This window comes from Sodalis praecaptivus (assembly GCF_000517425.1).
GTDB lineage: Bacteria > Pseudomonadota > Gammaproteobacteria > Enterobacterales > Enterobacteriaceae > Sodalis_A > Sodalis_A praecaptivus.
Genome location: NZ_CP006569.1, coordinates 1,796,066 through 1,818,645 on the forward strand (window position 1 = coordinate 1,796,066; position 22,580 = coordinate 1,818,645).

The 22,580-nt window shown below is 58.3% G+C and carries 17 protein-coding genes; 10 read left to right on the forward strand and 7 right to left on the reverse strand.

Annotation, left to right across the window (positions count from 1 at the left end; genetic code table 11):
• Window positions 1–85 precede the first annotated feature (85 nt).
• Window positions 86–1,465: a putrescine aminotransferase gene (ygjG, locus tag SANT_RS07950; RefSeq protein WP_025421766.1), complete on the forward strand. Its 1,380-nt coding sequence runs from the start codon at window positions 86–88 to the stop codon at window positions 1,463–1,465.
• 70 nt (window positions 1,466–1,535) lie between these two features.
• Complete coding sequence (locus SANT_RS07955; protein WP_025421767.1) at window positions 1,536–2,960, forward strand: gamma-aminobutyraldehyde dehydrogenase; 1,425 nt, start codon at window positions 1,536–1,538, stop codon at window positions 2,958–2,960.
• Window positions 2,961–3,069: 109 nt separating this feature from the next.
• Here the strand turns inward: SANT_RS07955 and SANT_RS07960 are convergent, their stop codons facing one another.
• The 6 genes from SANT_RS07960 to SANT_RS07985 form a co-directional block, all read right to left on the reverse strand.
• Window positions 3,070–3,936 carry an alpha/beta hydrolase gene (locus tag SANT_RS07960; protein ID WP_025421768.1) on the reverse strand — a complete coding sequence of 289 codons (867 nt, stop codon included), beginning with the start codon at window positions 3,934–3,936 and terminating at the stop codon, window positions 3,070–3,072.
• 56 nt (window positions 3,937–3,992) lie between these two features.
• Window positions 3,993–6,293: a TonB-dependent siderophore receptor gene (locus SANT_RS07965; RefSeq protein ID WP_025421769.1), complete on the reverse strand. Its 2,301-nt coding sequence runs from the start codon at window positions 6,291–6,293 to the stop codon at window positions 3,993–3,995.
• 784 nt (window positions 6,294–7,077) lie between these two features.
• Entirely contained in the window at window positions 7,078–8,223 is a 1,146-nt protein-coding gene (gene ssuD, locus SANT_RS07970; RefSeq protein WP_025421770.1) for an FMNH2-dependent alkanesulfonate monooxygenase, read from the reverse strand.
• A 10-nt stretch (window positions 8,224–8,233) separates the two neighbouring features.
• Window positions 8,234–9,142, reverse strand: a complete 909-nt coding sequence (locus SANT_RS07975) for a sulfonate ABC transporter substrate-binding protein (RefSeq protein WP_051440220.1) — start codon at window positions 9,140–9,142, stop codon at window positions 8,234–8,236.
• A gap of 783 nt (window positions 9,143–9,925) precedes the next feature.
• Entirely contained in the window at window positions 9,926–10,795 is an 870-nt protein-coding gene (amiA, locus tag SANT_RS07980) for an N-acetylmuramoyl-L-alanine amidase AmiA (protein WP_025421772.1), read from the reverse strand.
• Window positions 10,796–11,040: 245 nt separating this feature from the next.
• Window positions 11,041–11,943 (reverse strand): endonuclease/exonuclease/phosphatase family protein, encoded by a 903-nt coding sequence (locus SANT_RS07985; RefSeq protein ID WP_025421773.1) that lies wholly within the window; start codon window positions 11,941–11,943, stop codon window positions 11,041–11,043.
• A 627-nt stretch (window positions 11,944–12,570) separates the two neighbouring features.
• Between SANT_RS07985 and SANT_RS07990 the strand changes: the two genes are divergently transcribed.
• From SANT_RS07990 to SANT_RS08010, 5 genes are all read left to right on the forward strand, one after another.
• Entirely contained in the window at window positions 12,571–13,302 is a 732-nt protein-coding gene (locus SANT_RS07990) for a gluconate 2-dehydrogenase subunit 3 family protein (protein WP_025421774.1), read from the forward strand.
• Between the two features lie 2 nt (window positions 13,303–13,304).
• Window positions 13,305–15,080: a GMC family oxidoreductase gene (locus tag SANT_RS07995; RefSeq protein WP_025421775.1), complete on the forward strand. Its 1,776-nt coding sequence runs from the start codon at window positions 13,305–13,307 to the stop codon at window positions 15,078–15,080.
• A gap of 15 nt (window positions 15,081–15,095) precedes the next feature.
• Entirely contained in the window at window positions 15,096–16,424 is a 1,329-nt protein-coding gene (locus tag SANT_RS08000; protein WP_025421776.1) for a c-type cytochrome, read from the forward strand.
• A gap of 214 nt (window positions 16,425–16,638) precedes the next feature.
• On the forward strand, window positions 16,639–16,986 hold the full coding sequence (locus tag SANT_RS08005; protein WP_237234665.1) for a YciI family protein: 348 nt from the start codon (window positions 16,639–16,641) through the stop codon (window positions 16,984–16,986).
• A 40-nt stretch (window positions 16,987–17,026) separates the two neighbouring features.
• A complete protein-coding gene (locus tag SANT_RS08010) occupies window positions 17,027–17,632 on the forward strand; it encodes an NIPSNAP family protein (protein WP_038668380.1) in 606 nt (201 codons plus the stop codon).
• 77 nt (window positions 17,633–17,709) lie between these two features.
• On the opposite strand, the gene SANT_RS08015 is transcribed toward SANT_RS08010, so the two are convergent.
• Window positions 17,710–18,933, reverse strand: coding sequence for an ROK family transcriptional regulator (locus tag SANT_RS08015; protein WP_025421778.1), 1,224 nt, complete (start codon window positions 18,931–18,933; stop codon window positions 17,710–17,712).
• Between the two features lie 317 nt (window positions 18,934–19,250).
• Between SANT_RS08015 and SANT_RS08020 the strand changes: the two genes are divergently transcribed.
• The 3 genes from SANT_RS08020 (at window position 19,251) to SANT_RS08030 (ending at window position 22,578) form a co-directional block, all read left to right on the forward strand.
• Entirely contained in the window at window positions 19,251–20,717 is a 1,467-nt protein-coding gene (locus SANT_RS08020; RefSeq protein WP_025421779.1) for an ABC transporter substrate-binding protein, read from the forward strand.
• A gap of 150 nt (window positions 20,718–20,867) precedes the next feature.
• Window positions 20,868–21,746, forward strand: a complete 879-nt coding sequence (locus SANT_RS08025) for a carbohydrate ABC transporter permease (protein WP_051440136.1) — start codon at window positions 20,868–20,870, stop codon at window positions 21,744–21,746.
• A gap of 1 nt (window position 21,747) precedes the next feature.
• On the forward strand, window positions 21,748–22,578 hold the full coding sequence (locus tag SANT_RS08030) for a carbohydrate ABC transporter permease (protein WP_025421781.1): 831 nt from the start codon (window positions 21,748–21,750) through the stop codon (window positions 22,576–22,578).
• The last annotated feature ends 2 nt before the right edge of the window (window positions 22,579–22,580 follow it).

Consider the following 22,580-nt stretch of genomic DNA (forward strand, 5'->3'; position numbering starts at 1 on the left):
AAGGAAATACCCAATGGACTGTCATGCGAGTTTACCGTGACGTGAAAGATTAATTGCCGGTAATGTGATTACCCTGGGGCGATATATGAGAGAGCTTAATCACTATTTTGATCCCGTGAGCTGTACCAGGCAGGCGATGCGCTGGATAGAAAAACCCGCGCTGACGCCTGAGGAAAGTGAAAGTCTTAACCGCGAAACGCTGCAAAACTTCAAAGAACACGTCAATCCAGCCTTCCTGGAATATCGAAAATCAGTGACCACCAGCGGGGATTACGGGGCCGTAGAATGGCGGGCCAATAGTTTAAATACCCTCCTCGATACGCGGGGAAATGAATACATCGACTGCCTGGGCGGCTTCGGTATATTCAATGTGGGGCACCGTAATCCAAGCGTTATTTCCGCTGTCGAACATCAATTAGCAAAACAACCGCTGCACAGCCAGGAATTATTGGATCCCCTGCGCGGCATGCTGGCCAAAACCCTGGCGCTGCTGACGCCCGGTCATCTGAAATACAGCTTTTTCAGCAATAGCGGAACGGAGTCTGTTGAAGCGGCGCTAAAACTCGCCAAGGCGTATCAGTCCAGGCACGGTAAATACACCTTCATCGCCACCAGCGGCGCTTTCCACGGCAAGTCGCTCGGGGCACTGTCGGCGACCGCCAAGTCCGCGTTCCGCCGCCCGTTTATGCCGCTGCTGCCCGGTTTTCATCACGTGCCGTTCGGCGATATCGACGCGATGCGTAGCCAGGTTTATCAATGCTGTAAAACCGGCGACGACGTGGCGGCGATCATTCTGGAACCGATCCAGGGCGAGGGCGGGGTGAATATCCCTCCCGCATCGTATCTGCCGCAGGTGCGGGAACTGTGCGATGAGGTGGGCGCGCTGCTGATCCTGGATGAGGTGCAAACCGGCATGGGGCGTACCGGTAAAATGTTCGCCTGCGAGCACGCCGGCGTGCAGCCGGATATCCTCTGTCTGGCCAAGGCGCTCGGGGGCGGGGTCATGCCGATTGGCGCCACGGTCGCCACCGAGGAGGTATTCTCGGTGATGCTCGACAATCCTTTCCTGCATACCACCACGTTCGGCGGTAATCCGCTGGCCTGCGCCGCGGCGCTGGCGACGATCAATGTGCTGCTGGAGCATGATTTACCGGCGCAGGCCGCCAGCCAGGGTGCGTTTTTGCTGGAGGGATTGAAAAAGCTGGCCGCCAGCCATCCGGAATCGATAGTCGAGGCGCGCGGGCGCGGTTTGCTGATTGCACTGGAATTTCGCGAAAATGTCATCGGCTACCGTTTTGCGCAGGAGATGTTCCGCCGCCAGATTCTGGTTGCCGGCACGCTGAATAACGCGCGCAGCATCCGTATCGAGCCGCCGTTGACCATCACCCGCGAGCTTTGCCAGCGCGTATTGGCGGTGGCGGGCGAAGTCCTGGTGAGTATGGGACAACCGGTGGCCGCCGCCTGAGAAACGCCCCTGCGCAGCGGTATAAAGGATCCGCCGCGCAGGCGTAAGGGTTTAGCACAAAGGAGCCTGGATGAACGACACATTACTTATCGGCGGCGCGGCCGTCATGGGCGGCGGCGCGCCATTGCCGGTGCTGAATCCCGCCACCGGCGAGGTCATCGTGACGCTGCGCCAGGCGAGCGTGGCGCAGGTGGACGCTGCGGTGACGGCGGCGGACGCGGCATTCGATCTCTGGGGTAAGACGACGCCGAAAACCCGCGCGGCTTGCCTGCTCCGTTTGGCGGACGCTATTGAGCAGCACGCCGAGACGCTGGCGAAGCTTGAGTCGCTCAACTGCGGCAAGCCTTATCATTGCGTGCTTGCGGATGAAATCCCGGCAATCGCGGACGTCTTCCGCTTTTTCGCCGGCGCCAGTCGCTGCCTGAACGGTAGCGCGGCCGGGGAGTATTTGGAGGACCATACGTCGTTTATCCGCCGCGATCCCATCGGGGTAATCGCTTCTATAACGCCCTGGAACTATCCGCTGATGATGGCGGCGTGGAAATTGGCGCCAGCGCTGGCCGCGGGCAATTGCGTCGTGCTAAAGCCCGCGGATCAAACGCCGCTGACCACCCTCTACCTGGCCACGCTGCTGGCGGAGATTTTCCCCGCCGGCGTGGTCAATATCGTCCTGGGCACCGCGGGCGGGGTGGGCGATGCGCTCACCGGCCATGAAAAGGTGCGCATGGTGTCGTTGACCGGCTCCATCGCCACCGGCGCCCATATCCTGGCGCACACCGCCGACGGCATCAAAAAGACCCACATGGAACTGGGGGGAAAAGCGCCGGTTATCGTGTTCGATGATGCCGATCTGGATGCGGTGGTGGAGGGGGTGCGTACCTTCGGCTTCTACAACGCCGGCCAAGATTGTACCGCGGCCTGCCGGCTCTACGTGCAGCGTGGAATTTACGACGCGCTGGTGAGCCGGCTCGGCGCGGCGGTGGCGACCCTGCGCGCCGGCTCCCCGGACGATGCCACCACCGAACTGGGGCCGCTTATCAGCGAAGCGCATCTGCACAAGGTGGCCGGTTTCGTCGAGCGCGCCAGGCAACTGCCCCATATTCGCGTCGTGACCGGCGGCAATAGGGTGGAGGGGAAGGGGTTCTACTTTCAGCCGACGGTGCTGGCGGACGCCCGGCACGATGATGAAATCGTCCGCCAGGAGGTGTTCGGCCCGGTGGTTAGCGTGACGCCGTTCGATGACGAGCAACAAGTGCTGCGCTGGGCTAACGATTCCCACTACGGGCTGGCGTCATCGGTTTGGACTCGGGACACCCAGTGCGCCCTGCGGGTGTCCGCCCGGTTGCAGTACGGCTGTACCTGGGTCAATACCCACTTTATGCTGGTCAGCGAGATGCCCCACGGCGGGCAAAAACTGTCCGGCTACGGCAAGGATATGTCGCTCTACGGGCTGGAAGATTATACCGCGATACGCCATATCATGATTAAGCATTAACGCGGCGGCGCCGGGCTGCCGCTTTATTCGAGGTGGCGCGATACCCACCGCGCGCTCACTTGCGGCGCGAAGCCGGCTCGCATATCCTGCGTGGCCTGCCTTTCTGCGGTTATGGCGCGCTGGCGACCCGCAGCGCCTGGTCGATGGCGTCGGGGATCACGCCGCCGTGATCTTTACCGGGAAAAAGAATGAAATGGCTGTTGACGCCGTCACGTTGCAGGTGTTCCGCCAGCGCCCTGGCGCGGGTTACCTGCTGGCGGCCACGCAGTTGCGATTGTCGGCCGCCGTCGGCGCTATGCCGTGGGTCCGGTTTTTCCTCATACTCCCCGACCGTTAACGTAACGGACGTCGGTGCCGCCGTCACCAGCGGCTGACGATGGGGCAGCACCGCGCCGTTGTTCCACCAAAGCGAGGGGCTTGCCGCGACGTAGCGCTGAAACGCCCGCGGATGGTTAAACAGAACGTACAGCGTAAACAGACCGCCGAAAGAGTGGCCGGCCAGCGTCATGCGCCGGCTGTCGACCGGATAGTGCGCGGCGATTAGCGGCTGGACCTGATCGTGCAGAAATTGGTAAAACTGCGCCGCGCCGCCGCCCGGTCCGCTGCCGCCGTCGGCTGGAGCAAAGGTGTAATCACGCGTGCGTTCCGCCAGCGGATAGGCGAGATCGCTCGGGTAACCGATAGCGACGATAAGCGGCGCCGGGCCGTTAGCCGGCCGGTATTGATTAACCGCCAGCGGGAAATGCGCATTGCCGTCCAGCAGATACAGTACCGGATAGCCCGCCGCCGGCGCCGGGCTCTTGGGGGTGGCAATGTACAAACGGTAGGCCTGCGCTGCAAACTGCAAATTGATTTGCGCAAAAGTGAAATGCCGCCGCGCGTCGTCGCTGATGGGGGTGATGTCCTGTCGGGGGCCGGCGGCCCGGCCGGCGCAGGCCATCAGCAGCGCAAGCGTAACGATGACGGGTTTTAACATGCGATTCTCCTGGCCGCGATCCTGCCGATCGCGGCCCGCCACAGGCGTAGTGATGCTCAGAAATGGGTATTCAGACTCATATAATAAGTGCGTCCGGGTTCGTTATAGGTAGCCGCGCCCGCGCCATACATATAGGCGTTGGTGGTGGCGTTACCGGTCGTCTGCGCATTGCCGGCGCGGAATTGCCGCTTATCAAACAGGTTGTCAATACCGGCGGTGACGCTAACGTTTTTGGTCACCTGATAGGTCCCGCTCATACCGACCAGCGCGTAGGGGCTAATCTCACGCGTTTCGCTGCCGGTGACTCGCTCACCTTTGTAGTTGTATTTCTTCGGTTTTTGCCGGCCATACCAGGTGAGTGTGCTCTGCAACGACAGATCGGCGGTTGTCTGCCAGCTAAGGGTGGAGTTCACGGTAAATTCCGGGATAATCGACAAGTAGTCGCCGGTCTGCTTGTTCTTACTTTCGATGATGTAGGTCGCGTTGTTGTTCCAGCTTACCGTTTCGCTCACCGGCACATTCAACGTCCCCTCCAGTCCCTGAACCACCGCTTTGGGGACATTTTCCCAGCGATAAACATCGGTGGTGCCGTTGACCGACGTCCCGGTGGGCAGATAGCCGGCCTCGATTTTATTGCGATAATCATTACGGAACCAGGTCACCCCGGCCTGGAAGCCGTTGCGCTTGAATTCCAGGCCGATTTCTTTGTTGATGCTGGTTTCGGCATCCAAATCCCGATTACCGAGCAGGTAACAGCCGCCGGTGCTGGCCGCGCAGCCCTGTCCCCGGCTGTAAAGCACATAATTGGGATTGGTCTGGAAGAGATTAGGCGCTTTGTAGGCGCGGGCAATGCCCATTTTCAGCGTAAAATCGTCGCCCAGCGCCTGAGAAAGGTTCAGCGACGGGCTCCAATTGTCGCCCACCAGCGAGTGATGGTCGAAACGCAGGCCGGGCACCAGCATGGTGCTGTCGGTGAGCTCAATGTTATCCTCGGCGAACACCGAAAAAATCTGCGCCGAAGAGTAGGGGCTGCGGTCGCTGGCGTCGATCCCCTCAATGGCGCCGCCGGAGAGGGCCTGGGTGTTGGAGGAGGGATCCTTCATTTTCTGCTGATTCCATTCGGTGCCGATCGTTGCGGTCTGGTAGAACAACAGGCTGAAAGGAATGCTGACCTCACTGTGGGCTCGATAGTCATTTAACTCGATGGTTTTAAATCCCTCATCGGAGAAAATACCTTCGGTGCCCCCCGCCAGCCCCTCATTCATCCGAGAGTTGCGGGTGTTTTCATATTGCAGCCAGTTAAGGGTGCTAACGCCGTTATCCCAGGCGCCGCGCCAGGTCATGGAGTAGGCCTGGCGATAGATGCGGTTGGTCTCTTTGCCGTATTGGCTTTTGACCAAATCGCTGGTGTTGGTATTTTGCGTATCGCCGGCGTACAAGTTGCCTTGGCGGCCGTTGGCGACTTCAAATTCCAACGATTGCATCGGGGCGAATTCCCAGCGCAGCAGGGCATCGATATTCTTGTCTATCACCCCTTCGCGGCCGGCGGGAAGCGTATCGGCATAGGTGCCGGTGCGTTCGGACTGATGGCCGGCGTTGATCGTTTGTGAATCCGCTTGGGTTTTGCTGTAGCCGCCGAACAACCGCAGGCTGAATCCTTCTCCCAGCGGGCCGGCCAGGCTGAAGTCGGTGCGGTGCGTCGAGCCCTCGGTTTTATGTTGCGGCACATTGTAATAGGCATTCCAAGCGCCGTGCCATTGGTTGGTCTGGCGCTTGGTAATAATGTTCACCACGCCGCCGGCGGCGCCGTTGCCGTAACGCGCCGCGGCGGGGCCGCGCAGGACGTCAATGCGCTCGATCATTTCTGGCGGTACCCAGGCTGAATCGCCGCGCGTATCCCGTTCGCCGCGCCAGCCCTGGCGGACGGCGTTGCGGCTGCTGACGGGCAGACCGTCGATGAGAATCAGGGTATTCTCCGGCCCCATGCCGCGGATATCAATTTGTCGATTGTTGCCGCGCTGGCCGCTGGTGGAATTGCCGGTGAGGTTGACGCCGGGCATGGTACGGATGAGTTCGGAAATATCGCGCGCCGGTGGACGTTTCGCTATTTCATCGGCGGTGATGGTCGAAACCCCCGGCGCCTGTAGGTTCTGCTGCGCGGCGGTGACGACAATGGTATCGCCGGCGTCCGCGGTTTTGCCGTTTTGTTGGGCGGTTTCGGCGTGACCTGCGTCCTCTGCCGCCGGTGCGGATGAGACGTTGGCTGCGGTGGCCGCCGCGGCCAGCGCGGCCGCGGGTAATCCCAGACTGACGCCAATCAGCGCGGCCTGTGAGAAATGATTGAACACTGTCTTCATTGTATTTCCTACCCTGGCGCCGCCCGGCGGCCGATAGGCGGAGAGCCTTAACGGCAGGACGACGTAGTCATCGTTATAAATAACCCATTCCCGTCCCATGGCGGGAGCGCAAACCCCGGCGGACATGCCTGGTCGCACGCCGATAGGGGAAGTCCTGACGGGCATGGGCAGCGCCATACCGCCCAGGCCCGCGACAAAACGTCAACACATTATTGCAAATGGAAATAATTATCAATCCTATTCCACTTACTATTTACAAAGCGTGTGCAAAGTATGACAAGATGAAACTGACGGCAATCTGACCTGGGGCGGGCGCCGCTGACGGGATAGGGAAGCGGTGCGTTGAGGGGAAAAGCGCCGTGCAGGGGAGCGGGCGCGATCTTGCGGGCGCTTTGCGTGACGCCGTATTATCACCCCCTGGGCGGGTTGCGGCGTCGTGGATGAGGCAGTCCGGGTGGACGATTAGGAACGTTACGGAGGTGCAATGGAAAAGTAGATGCCATGGCTGGACATCGATTTTCACTTCCTGTTCCTATCCAAGGGAGCGAGGGCTGAGCGGCACCTTCCGGCCACGGCGATGGCTGAGCTTGCCGGGGCGACAACGCCTGCACCCGCCACGAGCATTGCCGCTATGGCGCGCCGTCTCCCGCCGTAACCAAACGTCCGCGGCCCGGGACGACGGGTACCCAACGGCGCATCGGGGCGGGGCATCGCTGCCGATCGTTTCGTAGGGAGCGCTACCCTAGGCTGCGGCGACGCGTCCGCGACCTTGACGAGGGCGAAATCAACTGGCGGCGGCGCGCCCGGGAACGAAGTCGTTGGCGACCGCTTCCCCATGGGGCTGCGCCACCTGCGGTGACGGTACGTCCGGCACTTGCACATCGAGATGGGGAAACAGCAATTCGCTCACCCGGTACGCTTCTTCCAGATGGGGATAGCCCGATAGGATAAACGTGTCGATACCCAGTTCGGCATACTCCTGCATCCGCGCCGCCACGGTAGGGCCATCGCCCACCAGCGCCGTGCCCGCGCCGCTGCGCACCAGCCCCACGCCGGCCCACAGATTGGGGCTGATTTCGAGCTTGTCACGGCGACCGCCGTGTAATGCGGCCATGCGCCGTTGGCCAACGGAATCGGTGCGGGCAAATGCCTGCTGGGCTTTAGCGATGGTGGCGTCATCAACGCGGGCGATGAGCCGGTCGGCGGCGCGCCATGCTTCTTCGGTCGTCTCGCGCACGATAACATGTAAACGGATGCCGAAGCGGACTTGCCGGCCCTGAGCGGCGGCCAAGGCCCGTACGCGGTCGATTTTTTCTTTCACCAGCGCCGGCGGCTCGCCCCAGGTGAGATAGACATCTACCTGTTCCGCGGCCAGCGCCTGCGCCTCCTCTGACGAACCGCCGAACCACAGCGGCGGACGCGGTTGCTGTACCGGGCCAAACATCAGGCGCGCGCCGCGAACGTTGACATGACGGCCCTCGTAATCGACCGTTTCCCCCGCTAATACGCGTCGCCAAACGCGGGTAAATTCTGCGGATGCGACATAACGCTCGCGGTGGTCGAGAAACACGCCATCACCGGCCAATTCTTCCGGATCGCCGCCGGTAACCAGGTTGAACAGCGCGCGACCATGGGACAAACGATCCAGCGTGGCCGCCTGGCGCGCGGCCTGGGTGGGCGAAATGACGCCGGGGCGCAAGGCCACCAGAAAGCGCAGGCGCTGCGTCACCGGGATAAGCGAAGCCGCCACCAGCCAGGCGTCTTCGCAAGAGCGTCCGGTCGGGATCAACACGCCGCCAAAGCCCAGACGATCCGCCGCCTGGGCAATCTGTTGCAGATAGCCGTGATCGACCGGGCGCGCGCCGTCGGCGGTGCCGAGATAGTGGCCGTCGCCGTGGGTAGGCAGGAACCAGAATAGGGATAAGCTCATGTGTTTCTCCTCAATGATGGGCCGGCGGCGCGCCAGACCAGATTCGGCTGGCGATGGTGACCTTCACCGGCATCAGGTGATTGGCATAAAAAAGGTCGGCGGTCTGCTGCTGTCGCGCCGCCGTTTGCGCGCTAACGGGCGTTATCGTCATGGGCGGGCGATGGTCTAGAAACAGGGCGACTACCGGTCTGGGCAGTCCGAGGGTGGCGGCCAGCAAATCGATGCTGGCGTCGCGATCGCTGCGGGTAAGCTTATCCGCCTGGCTAAAGCGGGCGAGCACGTCGCTGACAAACGGGCCATAGGATTGCGTAAAGCTGCTCGGCGCCAGGTAGAAAGAGCCGGTCAGATTAAGATCGCGCCCGTCGGTCAACACCCGCACATTCCCCTGTAATAGGGCAGCGGAGTAGTAAGGATCCCAAATGGCCCAGGCATCGACATCACCTTGCTGGAAGGCGGCGCGGGCGTCCGCCGGCGTGAGATAAACGGGACGGATGTCGCGAAAGGATAATCCTGCGCTTTGTAGCGCGCGCAACAACAGATTGTGCGAGCTGGATCCTTTCTGAAACGCAACTTTACGGCCTTTCAAATCGGCTAATTGCTTTAGCGGGCTGTCTTTGGGAACCAGGATCACTTCCGCTTCGGGCTTGGGCGGTTCGGCGCCGACATACAGCAAATCGGCGCCCGCCGCCTGGGCGAAGAGCGGCGGAATGTCGCCGGTGCTGCCGAGATCGATACTGCCGACGTTAAGCGCCTCCAGCATTTGCGGCCCGGCGGGAAATTCAATCCACTGTATGCGGGTCGCGGGATAGCGTTGCTCCAGTAGACGGTGCGATTTTGCCAGTACCATACTGACCGACCCTTTCTGATAACCAATCCTGAAATTCGCCGGCGCTTCGGCGCCGACGGCGCTGCCTATCATCAGGAGGGAGAGCGCCGCCGCCCATAGCCTATGAGTCACCCCGCGGGATAGGGTTAGCGAAAGACCTCTGCCGAGCCGGCCCCGGCTTACGCGCGCAAAGGGGCCGGCGGCCTGCCGCGCGTGCCCGGTCGGGATACCGCTTCGGCTGATAATCATCCTCTCCATACTCCTCCTTAGGCTTGGTGGTGGCCCATCGACAGCCGACCGATGTCATGAACGGTTAGTGTGTCAGCCATGGCTTAGAGCGCTAAATAAAAAATGTGGCTATAGCTTGCCGCAATTAAGCTAAAGCCGATGAAGCCTTGCGCGCCGCGGCGGTAGGGCGGCGGCGCTAAGAGTTAATGCCGCGATGAGGGGCTGACGTTGATGCGCTTAAGGTGATAGCGCAGCGCCGGACGCGTAACCACAGGCGGGTCGCGGTGAACCGATGGCGCAGAAAAGGGCGTTGGGCACAGCGCCGATGGCGTTTGGCTAACGCTGAAGGCTACGGATGCATAACGCATGACGAATGGTCAAAGTGAGGGGAGAAGGGGGATAACCCATGACGAATGGTCAAGGTGAGGGGAGAAGGGGGATAACGCATGGCGAATGGTCAAGGTGAGGGGAGAAGGGGGATAACGCATGGCGAATGGTCAAGGTGAGGGGAGAAGGGGGATAACGCAGGGCGAATAGTCAAGGTGAGGGGGAAGGACGGATAACGCATAGCCAATAGCCGGGATGAGGAGAGAAGGGCGGTGAGCCGTCAGAAGAAGGCGGGCCGAGGCCCGCTGCGGCTGCGGCAGATCACTGACCGCCGCGGTGCCGGGCATGGGCATCAAAATAGGCGAAAAAGCTGACGATGCCGTCCGCAATGGCGCCAGCGATTTTCTGCCGGAAGGCGGTTGTGCCCAATAGCCGCTCCTCTTGCGGGTTGGTGATAAATGAAGTTTCCACCAATACCGAAGGAATGGACGGGGATTTCAATACGGCAAACGCCGCCTGCTCGGTGGTCTGACTATGCAAAGTGTGCACAGGCCGCAGGGTGTTCAGCAGGTGTTTTCCCAATAGAAGGCTGTTATTAATCGTATCGGTTTGGACCAGATCGAACAACGCCTGCTGAAGATAATGGTCGTCGGGGGCCGCGTGGTTGCCGCCCACGAGATCCGCGGCATTTTCCTTTTGCGACAAATAACGCGCCATTGCGCTGCTGGCTCCCCGGGTTGACAGCGCGAAAACCGACGCGCCATGGGCGGAAGGACGGATGTAGCCATCGGCATGGATAGACATGAACAGATCGGCGCCGTGCTGATGGGCAATATCCACCCGCTGCGCCAGCGGAATAAAGTAATCCGTTTCGCGGGTCAGGTGAACCTGGATATGCGGATACCGCGCCAGCAACGCGCGAATGTGGTGGGCAATTTCAAGCACCACATGTTTTTCCTCCGCTCCCGCCTGGCCGACCGCGCCGGAATCGATCCCGCCGTGGCCGGGGTCGAGCACCACCCGTTTGATCCCATCCGCCGGTCTGGGGGCCGCCGCGCCAAAGCGCGTGGCGTTTGTCACGCTTTGCGCCGCCGCGTTGGCTCTTTCCACGCCGAACAACGCCATTGCCATGCCCGTGAGCAATAACCGGCGGCGCGAGCCGCAAAAAGGGGGTTTATTAGCGGGGTTCATGCTATGTCCTGACGCGAACGAGAGAAATTGTCGTTATGTTATAACAATCTCTTGGCACAAAATGTTTCTATGTTTAAGCTGATTTGTCCGGGCTGCCTACGCTGATAGGATCCCGCGGCTGGCCGGGTGCCTCTCCCCCTTTGGGCTGCAACCGGCGCAGGTTTTGACGCCTAGAGCGCTGTTCCGCTGGCGTTACGAGGCGGCGCATCAGGCTCCCGTTCCTTGAGCGCCCGAGTCAGCGCGGCTTACTGTTCGCTAAGTTCCAGATCGGCGATGACAGGGAGATGGTCGCTGGCGGATGACCAAGTGAATGACGGGGAATTATGGGGAATGTCTATTTTTTTCACATTCCAACGCTGCCCTTTGAAGGTAAAGATATGGTCAATATCAATAGCGGGATTGACGGCGGGCCAGGTACGATAATCCGTTTCCTTTCCCTTAACCGGGTTAAAGAAATAGCTGATTTCTTGCAAAGGCTGCTCATCGCGGGTTGAATTAAAATCACCGGCGAGGATTTTGATAGCCGAAGCAATGTCTTTAAAATCAGATGGGGCATCGCCAATGCTGATATCCAGGATTTTACGTGCTTGCTGGATGCGAATAGTCGGATCTTTCTGCCAATCAAAATGTGTGGCGATAAACAGCACGGGGCTATCGAAGCCGGGGACAGCGATCTGCGCTATCAGCGCCACCCGCTGCTCTGCATCACCCGACGGTAAAGGGATCACCTGGGTTTTGGCAATCTTGTATTTTGATAAAATGCCCACACCGTATTCGCCGCCGTCAAAATCTATCGCTTTGCCAAAGGCATAGTGGTAGTGGTTGGCGTCCGCAATCGTTTTTAACTGATCAATGTTTTGGCTTCTTGCGGTCTTATTGTCCACCTCGGGTACGGCAATAATATCTGCCGCCATGTTTTTTATCGCTGCATTAAGCGCGGTAAAGTCAGCCACCTTGTCCGAAGCTTCGTTTTTGCCGATGTTATAGGTCGCTACGCGTAAATGTGGTTTCGTGTGGGTGTAAATTTTATCGGGCACCCCGCCTTTTTGTACCGCCAATATTTCGCTACCGGATAAGGTTTCACTGGCCAGGGCCGGTAAGGCAAAACAGGCAAAGGAGAGCAGGGTGAGCGGAAAGATATTTTTCATTAAAAAATTACTCCGTTGAAAGTGAATCTAATAACGATAATATCGATTGAAAGAGCTCTGTTCCGTGAGCTTTTGCACAGTCTTTAATTGCTTCGCGAATTAAGTGGAAAAACCCCTTTAGGGCGACGGTGATGCGGCCGCCAGCCTGACATCAAGTGTGACAAAAGCGGTTTGCACAAGCGGCGCTGATGGGTGCACCCGTCGGTGCTGTGTTCATCGGGGGAGCCAGTGGCTGGGCGAAGTGGCCCGTGTGGGCGCAGTATTTATCCCTTCTGCTGCCGGAAGGCCGGGCCGCCGGCGCCTCAAGGGGAGCAGAGTATGAGCGGGCAGACAAAAACTGACAAATACTGACGAACGATTTTGCCGGCTGGCGCAACGGAATAACTGCGGTTTATCCCTTCAGAAATAGTGGCTTACGGCTTGTTCCGATCGCGTATGTTACCGGTAAAGCAACAAGCCCCTTACATTAAGTAACATTTTCATAACTTGAAATGTCAGCGAATCCGCTTATTTTAACCCTATATTTTATAAAACTATTAACTATTAACTATTAACTATTAGCTACCTAAGTGACAGCTGGACTCCGTCACCCGGTATGCCTTTATCATAACACCCGATGGAAGACCTATGAGCAAGCATGACGATGAGGGGATCCCCTCAAGACGGCGTTTTTTGCAAAAAACGCTGTCGCTTATTCCTTTGGCCGCAGCGGGAAGCGGCGTTGCCGCCCTAGCCAGCCCAGATGCCCATTCAGCCGCGCAGAATGAAGGCGTTAGCGCCCACTATGTCCCCACCTTCTTTAATAACGACGAATGGCGCTTTTTGCTCGCCGCCACCGACCGCCTCATCCCTACGGATGAAAATGGCCCGGGCGCCGTAAGCGAAGGCGTACCGGTTTTCATCGATAAACAGATGGAACTGCCCTACGGTCACGGCCATTTGTGGTATATGCAACCGCCTTTTGCCGATGCCGTACCGGAGTTGGGGTATCAATCGTCGCTCGTGCCTCGTGAAACTTACCGTCGTGGGATCCGTGCCATAAACGACCATTGTCAGCGGCAATGGCAAAAGGTCTTCGCCGACCTGACGGCCGCGCAACAAGACGATCTGCTAAATCAACTGGAGAGCGGTAAATTGACCTTTGCAGAGGTGCCCGGCGTTCTCTTTTTTACCCAATTGCTGGATAACACCAAAGAAGGTTACCTGGCCGATCCCCTGCACGGCGGCAACCAAACGCTGGCGTCCTGGAAAATGATTGGTTTCCCAGGCGCCCGGGCCGATTACCCGCAGGCGATGGACGCGCCAAATAAACCTTACCCATTAGGACCCGTCAGTATTTCAGGGAAAAGGAGCGTTTGACGATGGCGTTAAAAAAAGAACCGGTGGACATCGTTATCGTCGGTTTCGGCTGGACAGGTGCCCTTATGGCAATGGAGCTGGCGGATACCGGCTTAAACATTCTGGCGCTGGAACGGGGCGAGCAGCGCGATACCTACCCTGACTTTGCCTATCCGCGTATCGCGGATGAGCTAACCTACGGCATCCGGCTGAAGCTGTTCCAAAACGCCGCGAAAGAGACGGTCACCGTGCGTCATACCCGCAGCGAAACGGCCTTACCCTATCGCCGGTTCGGCTCGTTCCTGCCGGGCGACGGCGTGGGCGGGGCGGGTGTGCATTGGAACGGCATGCTATGGCGTCCGCTTGAGGCCGATCTCAAGATGCGCAGCACCGTGGTTGAACGTTACGGTGCGGATTTCATTCCGCAGGATATGACGGTGCAAGATTACCCGTTCACCTATCAGGAAATGGAGCCGTTCTTCGACAAATTTGAAAAGATTTGCGGTGCCGCCGGGCAGGCCGGCAATCTCAAAGGCGAAAAAATTGCGGGCGGCAATCCTTTTGAAGCCCCGCGCGAGAACCCCTATCCCACCAGACCGCTCAAGCAGCAATATTCCGGTGTGCTGTTCAGCAAAGCCGCCTCTGAGCTGGGATATCATCCATTCCCGCTACCGGCGGCCAACTGCAGTGAGCCCTATACCAACGCCTATGGCGTCCAGTTGGGAGTGTGCAACTATTGCGGATTTTGCGAGCGCTTCGGCTGTTTTAACTACTCCAAGGCCTCGCCGCAAAGCTGTGTCTTGCCTGCGCTCTATCAGTATAAGAATTTCGAGCTGCGCACCCAGTCGCAGGTCCTGCGGGTCAATACCGACGCTGGCGGCACGCAAGCGATAGGCGTCACCTATATCGATGCCAATGGTCAAGAAGTGGAACAGCCGGCGAACCTGGTGATATTAAGCGCCTTCCAACTGCATAACGTGCGTTTGCTACTGCTGTCGAAAATAGGCAAACCCTACGATCCCGCCACCGGCGAAGGGGTGGTGGGCCGCAATTACGCTTATCAGATGAACGGCGGCATCAGTCTGTTTTTTGATGAAAAGAGCAACTTCAAGCCGTTTGCCGCCACCGGCGCTACCGGCATGTTTATCGATGATTTCAACGCGGAAAACTTTGACCATAGCGGCCTCGGTTTTGTCGGCGGCGCCACGATTTCCGCCACCATCACCGGCGGACGGCCGATACAGCAGCTCAGTATTCCCAAAGCCGCGCCGAAATGGGGCGCCGGGTGGAAAAAGGCCATCAAGGAGAGCTACCTGCACACCATGAGCGTGGGCTCCTCGGGATCGGTGATGCCCTATAAGCAGTGCTATCTCGACCTGGATCCCACCTATCGCGATCACCACGGCCAGCCTCTGCTGCGCATGACCTTCGACTGGCAGCAAAATGAACTGAAGATGACGAATTTTATCGCCGGCAAGGCGGAAGGTATTGTCAAGGCGATCGGTCCCAAGCATTACGAGATGGGCTTTAAGGGGATGCAGGCCCATTATGATGTGCGGCCCTATCAATCTACCCACACTACCGGCGGCGCGGTAATGGGCGATAACCCGACGACCAGCGTCGTCAATAAATATTTGCAAAGCTGGGACGTGCCCAATGTGTTCGTGCTGGGCGCCTGTTGCTTCCCGCAGAACCTGTCGTACAACCCGACCGGGATCGTCGGCGCCACCGCTTTATTCGCCGCCCACGCAATCCGTACGCAGTATTTGGCCAATCCCGGACCGCTGGTCCAGGCTTAACGGGAAGGAACTGACATGAACCTAAGATGGAATACGTTGCTTCCTTACGCGGCGCTGATACTGTTGCCGGGCGCCGTCGCGGCGGCGGAGGGCACAACCCAGGTCAGCCAGGGGCAATATTTGGCGACGGCCGGCGATTGCGTTGCCTGCCATACCGCCGCCGGCGGCAAGCCCTTTACCGGCGGTCTGAAAATGTCGACGCCCCTCGGTGCGATTTACTCCACTAACATCACGCCAGATAAAGAAACCGGCATCGGCAATTATAGCTACGACGATTTTGCTAAGGCGGTACGCCAAGGGGTGGCAAAAGACGGTCATCACCTTTATCCGGCAATGCCCTATACCGCGTTTGCCAAAATCAACGACGCCGACATGCATGCCCTGTATGACTTCTTCATGCATCAGGTGACGGCGGTGAGACAGCCCAACCGCGATAGCGATATCCCCTGGCCGCTCTCGATGCGTTGGCCGCTTGCCGTTTGGAACTGGGTGTTCCATGACGACCAGGTTTACACGCCGGACGATAAACAGAGCGCGCAGTGGAACCGCGGCGCCTATTTGGTCCAGGGTTTGGAGCATTGCGGCACTTGTCACACGCCGCGCGGTATCGCGTTTCAGGAAAAAGCGCTGGATCAGTCGGACAGCGCCTATTTGACCGGCGGAACGCTGGAAGGGTGGCATGCGCCGGATCTGACCGCTAACGCTAAAGAGGGCCTGGGAAGCTGGTCGGAAGGGGACATTGCCCAGTTCCTGAAAACCGGCCGCACCGACCGCAGCGCGGCGTTCGGCTCCATGACCGACGTCGTGGAACACAGTACCCAATATTTAACTGACGATGATCTTAAGGCCATGGCGGTCTATTTGCGTTCTCTAAAAGCGTCTGATGAGAAAGCGGCGGCGCCGAAGGCCGATAACGCGACGGTGCTGGCGCTGACCCAGGGGGATATGCGCAAACCGGGGGCGCAGGAGTATATGGACAACTGCGCCGCATGCCACCGTATTGATGGGGCAGGTTATGCCAAAACCTTCCCGGCGCTGGCGCATAATCCGGCGCTGCTTAGCGACGATCCGTCGTCGCTGGTGAGTATCGTGCTGCGCGGCGGCAAGATGGCGGTCACCAAAGATGCCGTCACCGGGTTGACCATGCCGGACTTCGCCTGGCGTCTTAACGACCAGCAGGTGGCCGATGTGGTCAGCTTCATTCGCAGCAGTTGGGGGAATCAGGCGTCGGCGGTCAGCGCGGATCAGGTGAAAGCCTTGCGCAAAGGGCTTTCCACGGTCGAGCGCAAAGAGCCCAACAAAGCCAATGAGCCCAACACCGATCGGCCGAATAGCGGTCAGTAACAACGCCGTTGCGATCGCCCCTCCCGCCTGCTGCGGCAAACGCCGCGCCGGGCGGGGCGTCGTGCACCCGGCTCCAGCGCGCCTGCCGGGCGCGCATTCTCTCCTCTAGGTTGTGACATAAACAATCAAGCACCGCTTTATCCCGCGGGCGGCGCGCTCTACAGTGGCGGTAACCGTTAATGAGGCACGGGTGAACGCCCAGGCGGGTAAACTGATGAGGAGAACGGCGGATATGGGGCTTTATCTGGTGCGGATGGACCACCCGCATGGGGAAGGGTGGGCGCAGTTTGTGGTAGAACATGTGCAGTATCTCAAGACCCTTATCGACCAGGGCACCTTGCTGGCCTCGGGGCCGCTGCAGGGCACGCCGCTGCGGGCGGGATTTTTGATTATCATGGCGGACAGCCAGCAGCAGGTCGAAGCGCTGGTTGCCGCCGATCCCTTCAGCCGTGAAGGATTGATTTGTCAGTTGCGTATTGAACAATGGGATCCGCTCTTCGGCGAGTGGGCCAATCGATCCAGCCAAACGTTACCGCCGGCGCTGGCCTCTTTGCTTGACTAACCGGTACCTTATTGGCTGACACCGACGATGAGGAGGGGCCTTGTTACTTGAATTAACACGCCTGTCCGTCGCGCCGCTGGCGCTGGCGGAGGTAGCGAGCGAATTGCGCGACTGGGCCCGGCAACCGGCGGCGGGGGGCGAGCCGCTGGGATTCTGGCGCAGCGAAATGGGCGAGCTTTTCCAACTGCTGATGCTGCGGGCATTCCCTTCCGAGCAGGCATTGCTTGACGCACGCCAGCGCGCGCGTCTTGACCCCGCGCCGCTGGGTATTCGCTCGTCCTCAGTTCGGCTTAGTATGGAAAGTTACATGCCTTTTCCGTTTTTACCCTTACCGCAATCACAATTGGCGAAGCCGGCACAGGTATATGAATTTAGAACGTATTGGTTAAAACCGGGCGGCCTCGGCCCGACGCTGGCGGGGTGGGAAAAAGCGGTGCCGCGGGCGCGAGACTATACTGCCCATCTCATCACCAATATGTATGCGCTGGACGGGCCGCCGCGCATTACCCACATCTGGGGATTTTCCAGCCTGGAGGAGCGGGCGCGTTTACGCGCGGAACATTATGCCGCCGGTCTCTGGCCTCCGGAGGGCGGCCCGCAGCAGATAGACACGGCGACGTCATTAATCTGCCTGGCCCAGACGTAAGCGCCCGCGGCCGTCTCTCGCCCGACCCATTGCCGCCTCTCGCGACCCATCGACGTCAGCGTGCGGACGCGCAACGTTTACATGGCCGGCTTTAACATCTTGCTTAAAACCAGCCCGGCCGCGCCCTTTAGCGCCACATGATCTTCGTTGCCGCGATTCATTACAATCTTTATCTGTTGGCTGGGCCGGGGCCGAGTAAAGGCTTCCACCTGTTGTTTGATGCGCATCGCCATCGCCTCGCCGCCGGCGGCGGCATCGCCGTGCAGGATGAAATCGTTCGGCGACATGGTTTGCTGCAAATTGGCGATACCGATCGCCAGATTGCGGGCATACAAATCCAGCAGCGGCTCGGCTTCGGTAATGCCGTTTTCCACCATCGTCAACAGCCGGCGGGTGGACAAGGTTTCCGGCGCCTCAAAACCGCGCGCCCGCGCTTCATTCCTCAGCCAGGACAGGGTGGCGACGGTTTCCCAACAGCCGTGATTGCCGCAGTTGCAGCGGCTGCCGTCGATTTGCACGATGGTATGGCCAAGCTCACCCCCTGACCCTGAAAGCCCGCGGTACACCTGACCATCCAGGTACAGTGCGCCGCCCAGCACCTCGCCGGTGTATACGGCGGCAAAGTTGTGCAGACTTCTGCCCAGGCCGAACCAGCGATCCCCCAGCAACAGCGCGCGCGGATGATGGTCAATGGTGGCCGGCAGGTTGAAACGCGCGGCCAAGCGATCGACCAGTGCCAGATTATTTAACGCCGGCGCCAGATTCACCGTGACTATCACGCCGCGATCGCTGTCCACCATGCCGCCCGCGGCGATGCCGATGCCAAAGGGGGGATGGCTGGCGGCGGCGAGGGTTTGGGCCAGCTGATCCTCGATAAGGCGCGTGACGTCCTCGGTGGTATCTGCCGGGCTGAAGGTGGTAGCGAAAAAAGCGGAAATGTCGCCGGTGAGCGTGACCAGGCAGGTGCAAATTTTGCCGGGGAGCAGCAATAGGGCGGCGATCGCCGGCGCGTCGGGATTAAAAAATAGCCGCCGTGCGGGTTTGCCGCCCAACATGGAAGGCGGCACCGCATCGCCTTCGACCAGCAGCCCATCCGCCAGCAGCGGCTGAACAATCCCGGTGATGGTGGTGCGATTGACATTGGCTTGCCGCGCCATTTCCACCCGGCTCATAGGGCCGAAATCATACAGCGCCTGCAAAATGCGCAGACGATTGGCCGAGCCAATCATGGACGGGGAGGCCAAGGCAATCGACCTGCCATCATCGCCATCCTGTTCCGTTTGCAGAGCGGCTCTCATCATTGTGGTTCTGTCGTTTTGCCAAGTAAGTTTCATAATTATTTTTTATACCACATAGCGCCCCGTCTGTGGTGGCATCCCATCCGCAACACCTTATCGGTAACGCCTGAAAGACACGGAATACGATAAACAAGATCTTTTTCGCATCTTTGTTAATGATGTGTTGACATATATCATATGTTTGTGCGAAATACAAACAAACCGGGTTAGAAACCAGACACAAAGTGATGAATAAAGCAGCATTTTAACCTTTCAGCTGCTGCCGGTAAGCGGTTATCCGGGCAGCGGCATCCTTGTCTCATCCGATTGATGGAGAAAGTATGAAAGCACATCGCTTGGCGGTATCGCGCCGCACCCTTATCAAGTCCCTCTCGGCCTCCGCGGTGCTGGGAGGAACACTGTTCTCGCCGTTGGCCGCCTTAGCCAATGTTCCTCCGAAAGCCAAAAACAGCATTCGCGTGCTGTCGGTGGAGGATCCGTTTTATTTCGCCATGCGGGCCATGATACCGGAATATGAAAAGCAGACCGGGATAAAAGTGGAACTCGAAAGTTTATCTTACGATGCCCTGCAAGCGCGGCTTGCCGGCGCCTTTCTGGCTAAAACGTCTGATGCCGATGTGATTACGGTTGACCAGATGTGGCTCGGTCAATATCTCGACAACGGTTGGATTACGCCGCTCAACGATAAATTGGCGCAGGATAAAGAGATCGATCTGGCCGATTTTATTCCAGAAGCGCTGTATTCCACCAATATCTGGAAGGGGCAAATCGGCACCTTACCGGTCGCCGCATATGCTCAGGGGGTGATGTACCGCAAAGATGTCTTCTCCTCCCTCGGCATAACTGCGCCGCCGGAAAATACCCGCGATGACTGGACGTGGGACGCCTACATGCGCACCCTACAGTCGCTTAAAGGGAAAACCTTTGACAATAAAACGTTATTTCCCACGGTGATTTGCGGCTCGCAGCCGTCGCCGATTATCCATATGTTCAGCCAGCTCTCCGCCAGTTTTGGCGCCAACTGGTTCGCTTCGTATCCGCAAGCGCCCTGGAATTTCCAACCGACCATGACCGGCGCCGTCTGGGAAAAGGCGGTGGATTATTATCGCCAGCTCTATCAGCTCTCGCCGAAAGAATCCATCAACTACGTCTGGTTTGACGCCGGGACCCGTTTTGCGCAGGGCGATATCGCAATGTACTATTGGTGGTCGCCGTACTTTTACCTGGTGAAAAACGCGGGTTATATGACCGGCAAAAAATCCATCGTTGCCGATCGCTATGGCGTTGCCGCGCTGCCGCGGGCCAGCGATGCGCCTCAACGTATCAGCATGGGCGGCTGGAGTCTGGGCATCGCCTCTACCTCGGATAATCAACAGGGCGCCTTTGATTTTATCAAATGGGCCACCTCGAAAGCCACGCAGAAAAAAATGGCGCTCTGGCCGGATCTCAATTACCAGTTCTCCGATTTTGCGCGCCAATCGCTTTATCAGGACGAGGAGCTGCAGCGGGTTTATCCTTATCTGCCGGTGCAGTACAACATGATGAAGCAGGGGAACGGTAAAGTCTCGCGCCCGCCGGTACCGGGCTATAGCGCGCTGGAAAATATGTTTGGTATGACGCTTAACCAATTATTGATAAGCCAAGACAGCGCCGCTGACGCGCTGGGGCGCATTAATGGCATGTTTGAAAGCGTACTGAAGGGCAACCGACTCATTCCTTATACCAAGCAGGATTACAACGACACGTTGGATGAAGCGAAAAAATTGATTACCCATCTTTCCAGCTAAGTTGTGCCGATGTGCTACGCCGATCGCGTTTATCGGCGGCCCGCGACGCTGGGCGCTATTCAGATATGCCGATAAGAATATGGAGAAGCCAACATTGTGAGTATTATTATTTCTGATGCCCATCGCCGTAAAGCGTCGAAGGGAGGGAGCATGTTTAAACGTTATTTGCCCTACATACTCATCGCCCCGTCGGTTATTATGCTATTGGCGTTAATTGCCTATCCGCTGTTGTTTTCTTTGCGCAGCAGTTTTTATTTCTGGAATTTGCAGATGGGCGCGGAGCCGCAGGCATTTGTCGGCTGGGATAATTATATCCAGGCGTTTCGTGGTTTTGATTTTTTCCCCGCCTTGAGGAATACGTTGTTCATCGCCTTCGCCGGGACGGCGATTGAATTTGTGCTGGGATTGGCTATTGCGCTGCTGCTGCTACGCGCGGTGCCGGGGATGAATGTGGTGCGGGCGCTGCTGATTTTGCCGACGACCATTGCGCCTATCGTGGCGGGATTTTTGTTCCGCTATATGTATAACCCCGAGGCGGGGATTATCACCTGGGTTATGCATGCGCTCGGTCTGCCGGTGCCGCCGGAAGGGCTTCTCGGCTCACCCGCTACCGCATTGTTGTCGGTAATGTTCGCCGATATCTGGCAGTGGACGCCGTTTTTCGCCATTGTGCTGTACGCCAGTCTGCTGGCGGTACCCGATGAAATCGTCGAGGCGGCACGGTTGGACCGCGCATCCGCCTGGACTATCTTGTGGCGAATAAAATTGCCGCTGATAAAGCGGACGGCAATTATCATTATCATGCTGCGCTTCATGCAATTATTCAATACTTTCGACACCGTTCTGGTATTAACGCGCGGTGGACCGGGAATGTCGTCCCGCACTATCGGTTATTCCTTATATGAACAAGGAATGGTGAACTTCAATATTGGCATGGTTAGCGCCATGACCTGGATTACCGTCATCATTATCAATGCCATTATCGGTCTCTATGTCTTTTTTGCCTTCCGTAATAAAGAGGATTGGTAATATGTCAGTCGCTAAAACGCCTTATCATTATCTCACCTGGTGCGCCGGCATTGCGCTGTTGTTATTCTTTATTGGTCCGATAATCTGGTTTATCGCGCTGGCGATCAGGCCGCCTGAGACCGCATTTACGCTGCCGCCAACCTTTATTTTCAAACCTACGCTGGATGCCTTTCGACATATTTTACTGTCACCGGGCACCAATGCGCCGCAGATTGTGAACAGTTTGGTGGTGGCCATTGGCGCGGTCATACTGAATATACCGTTCTCGGTTCCGGCGGCGTATGCGCTCTCGCGCTTTCCCCTGCGCGGCAAGAAACACATTATGTTGTGGTACCTGGGCCTGCTGATGGCGCCGCCCATCGCTTTTCTCATCCCCTATTTTATTCTGGTCACTCACCTGGGCCTGGCGGGGACCTATTTATCCATGATCCTGGTAATGCAGACCATGATTATTCCCTTTTCGGTTTGGTTGATGAAAAGCTTTATCGATGAGGTCCCGCCGGAGCTGGAGGAAGCGGCGCGCATGGACGGCGCCCGCTGGTACGTGATCATGTGGCGCATTGTGCTGCCCATTGTGCGCCCTGGCCTTATCGTCACTTCCATGTTCGCCTTCGTTTTTGCCTGGAATAACGCCGCTTTCCCGCTGGTGCTCAGCTCGCGCGCCACGGCAACGCTGCCTATCGGCACCCTGGGCTATTTCGCTACCAGCGGCGTCACCTGGAACTATATCGCCGCGGCGGCGGTGCTGGCGATGATTCCACCCATGCTGATTTTTATTATTTTCGATCGTTATGTCGTCCGAGGCCTGACCTTTGGCTCCGTCAAAGGTTAGGG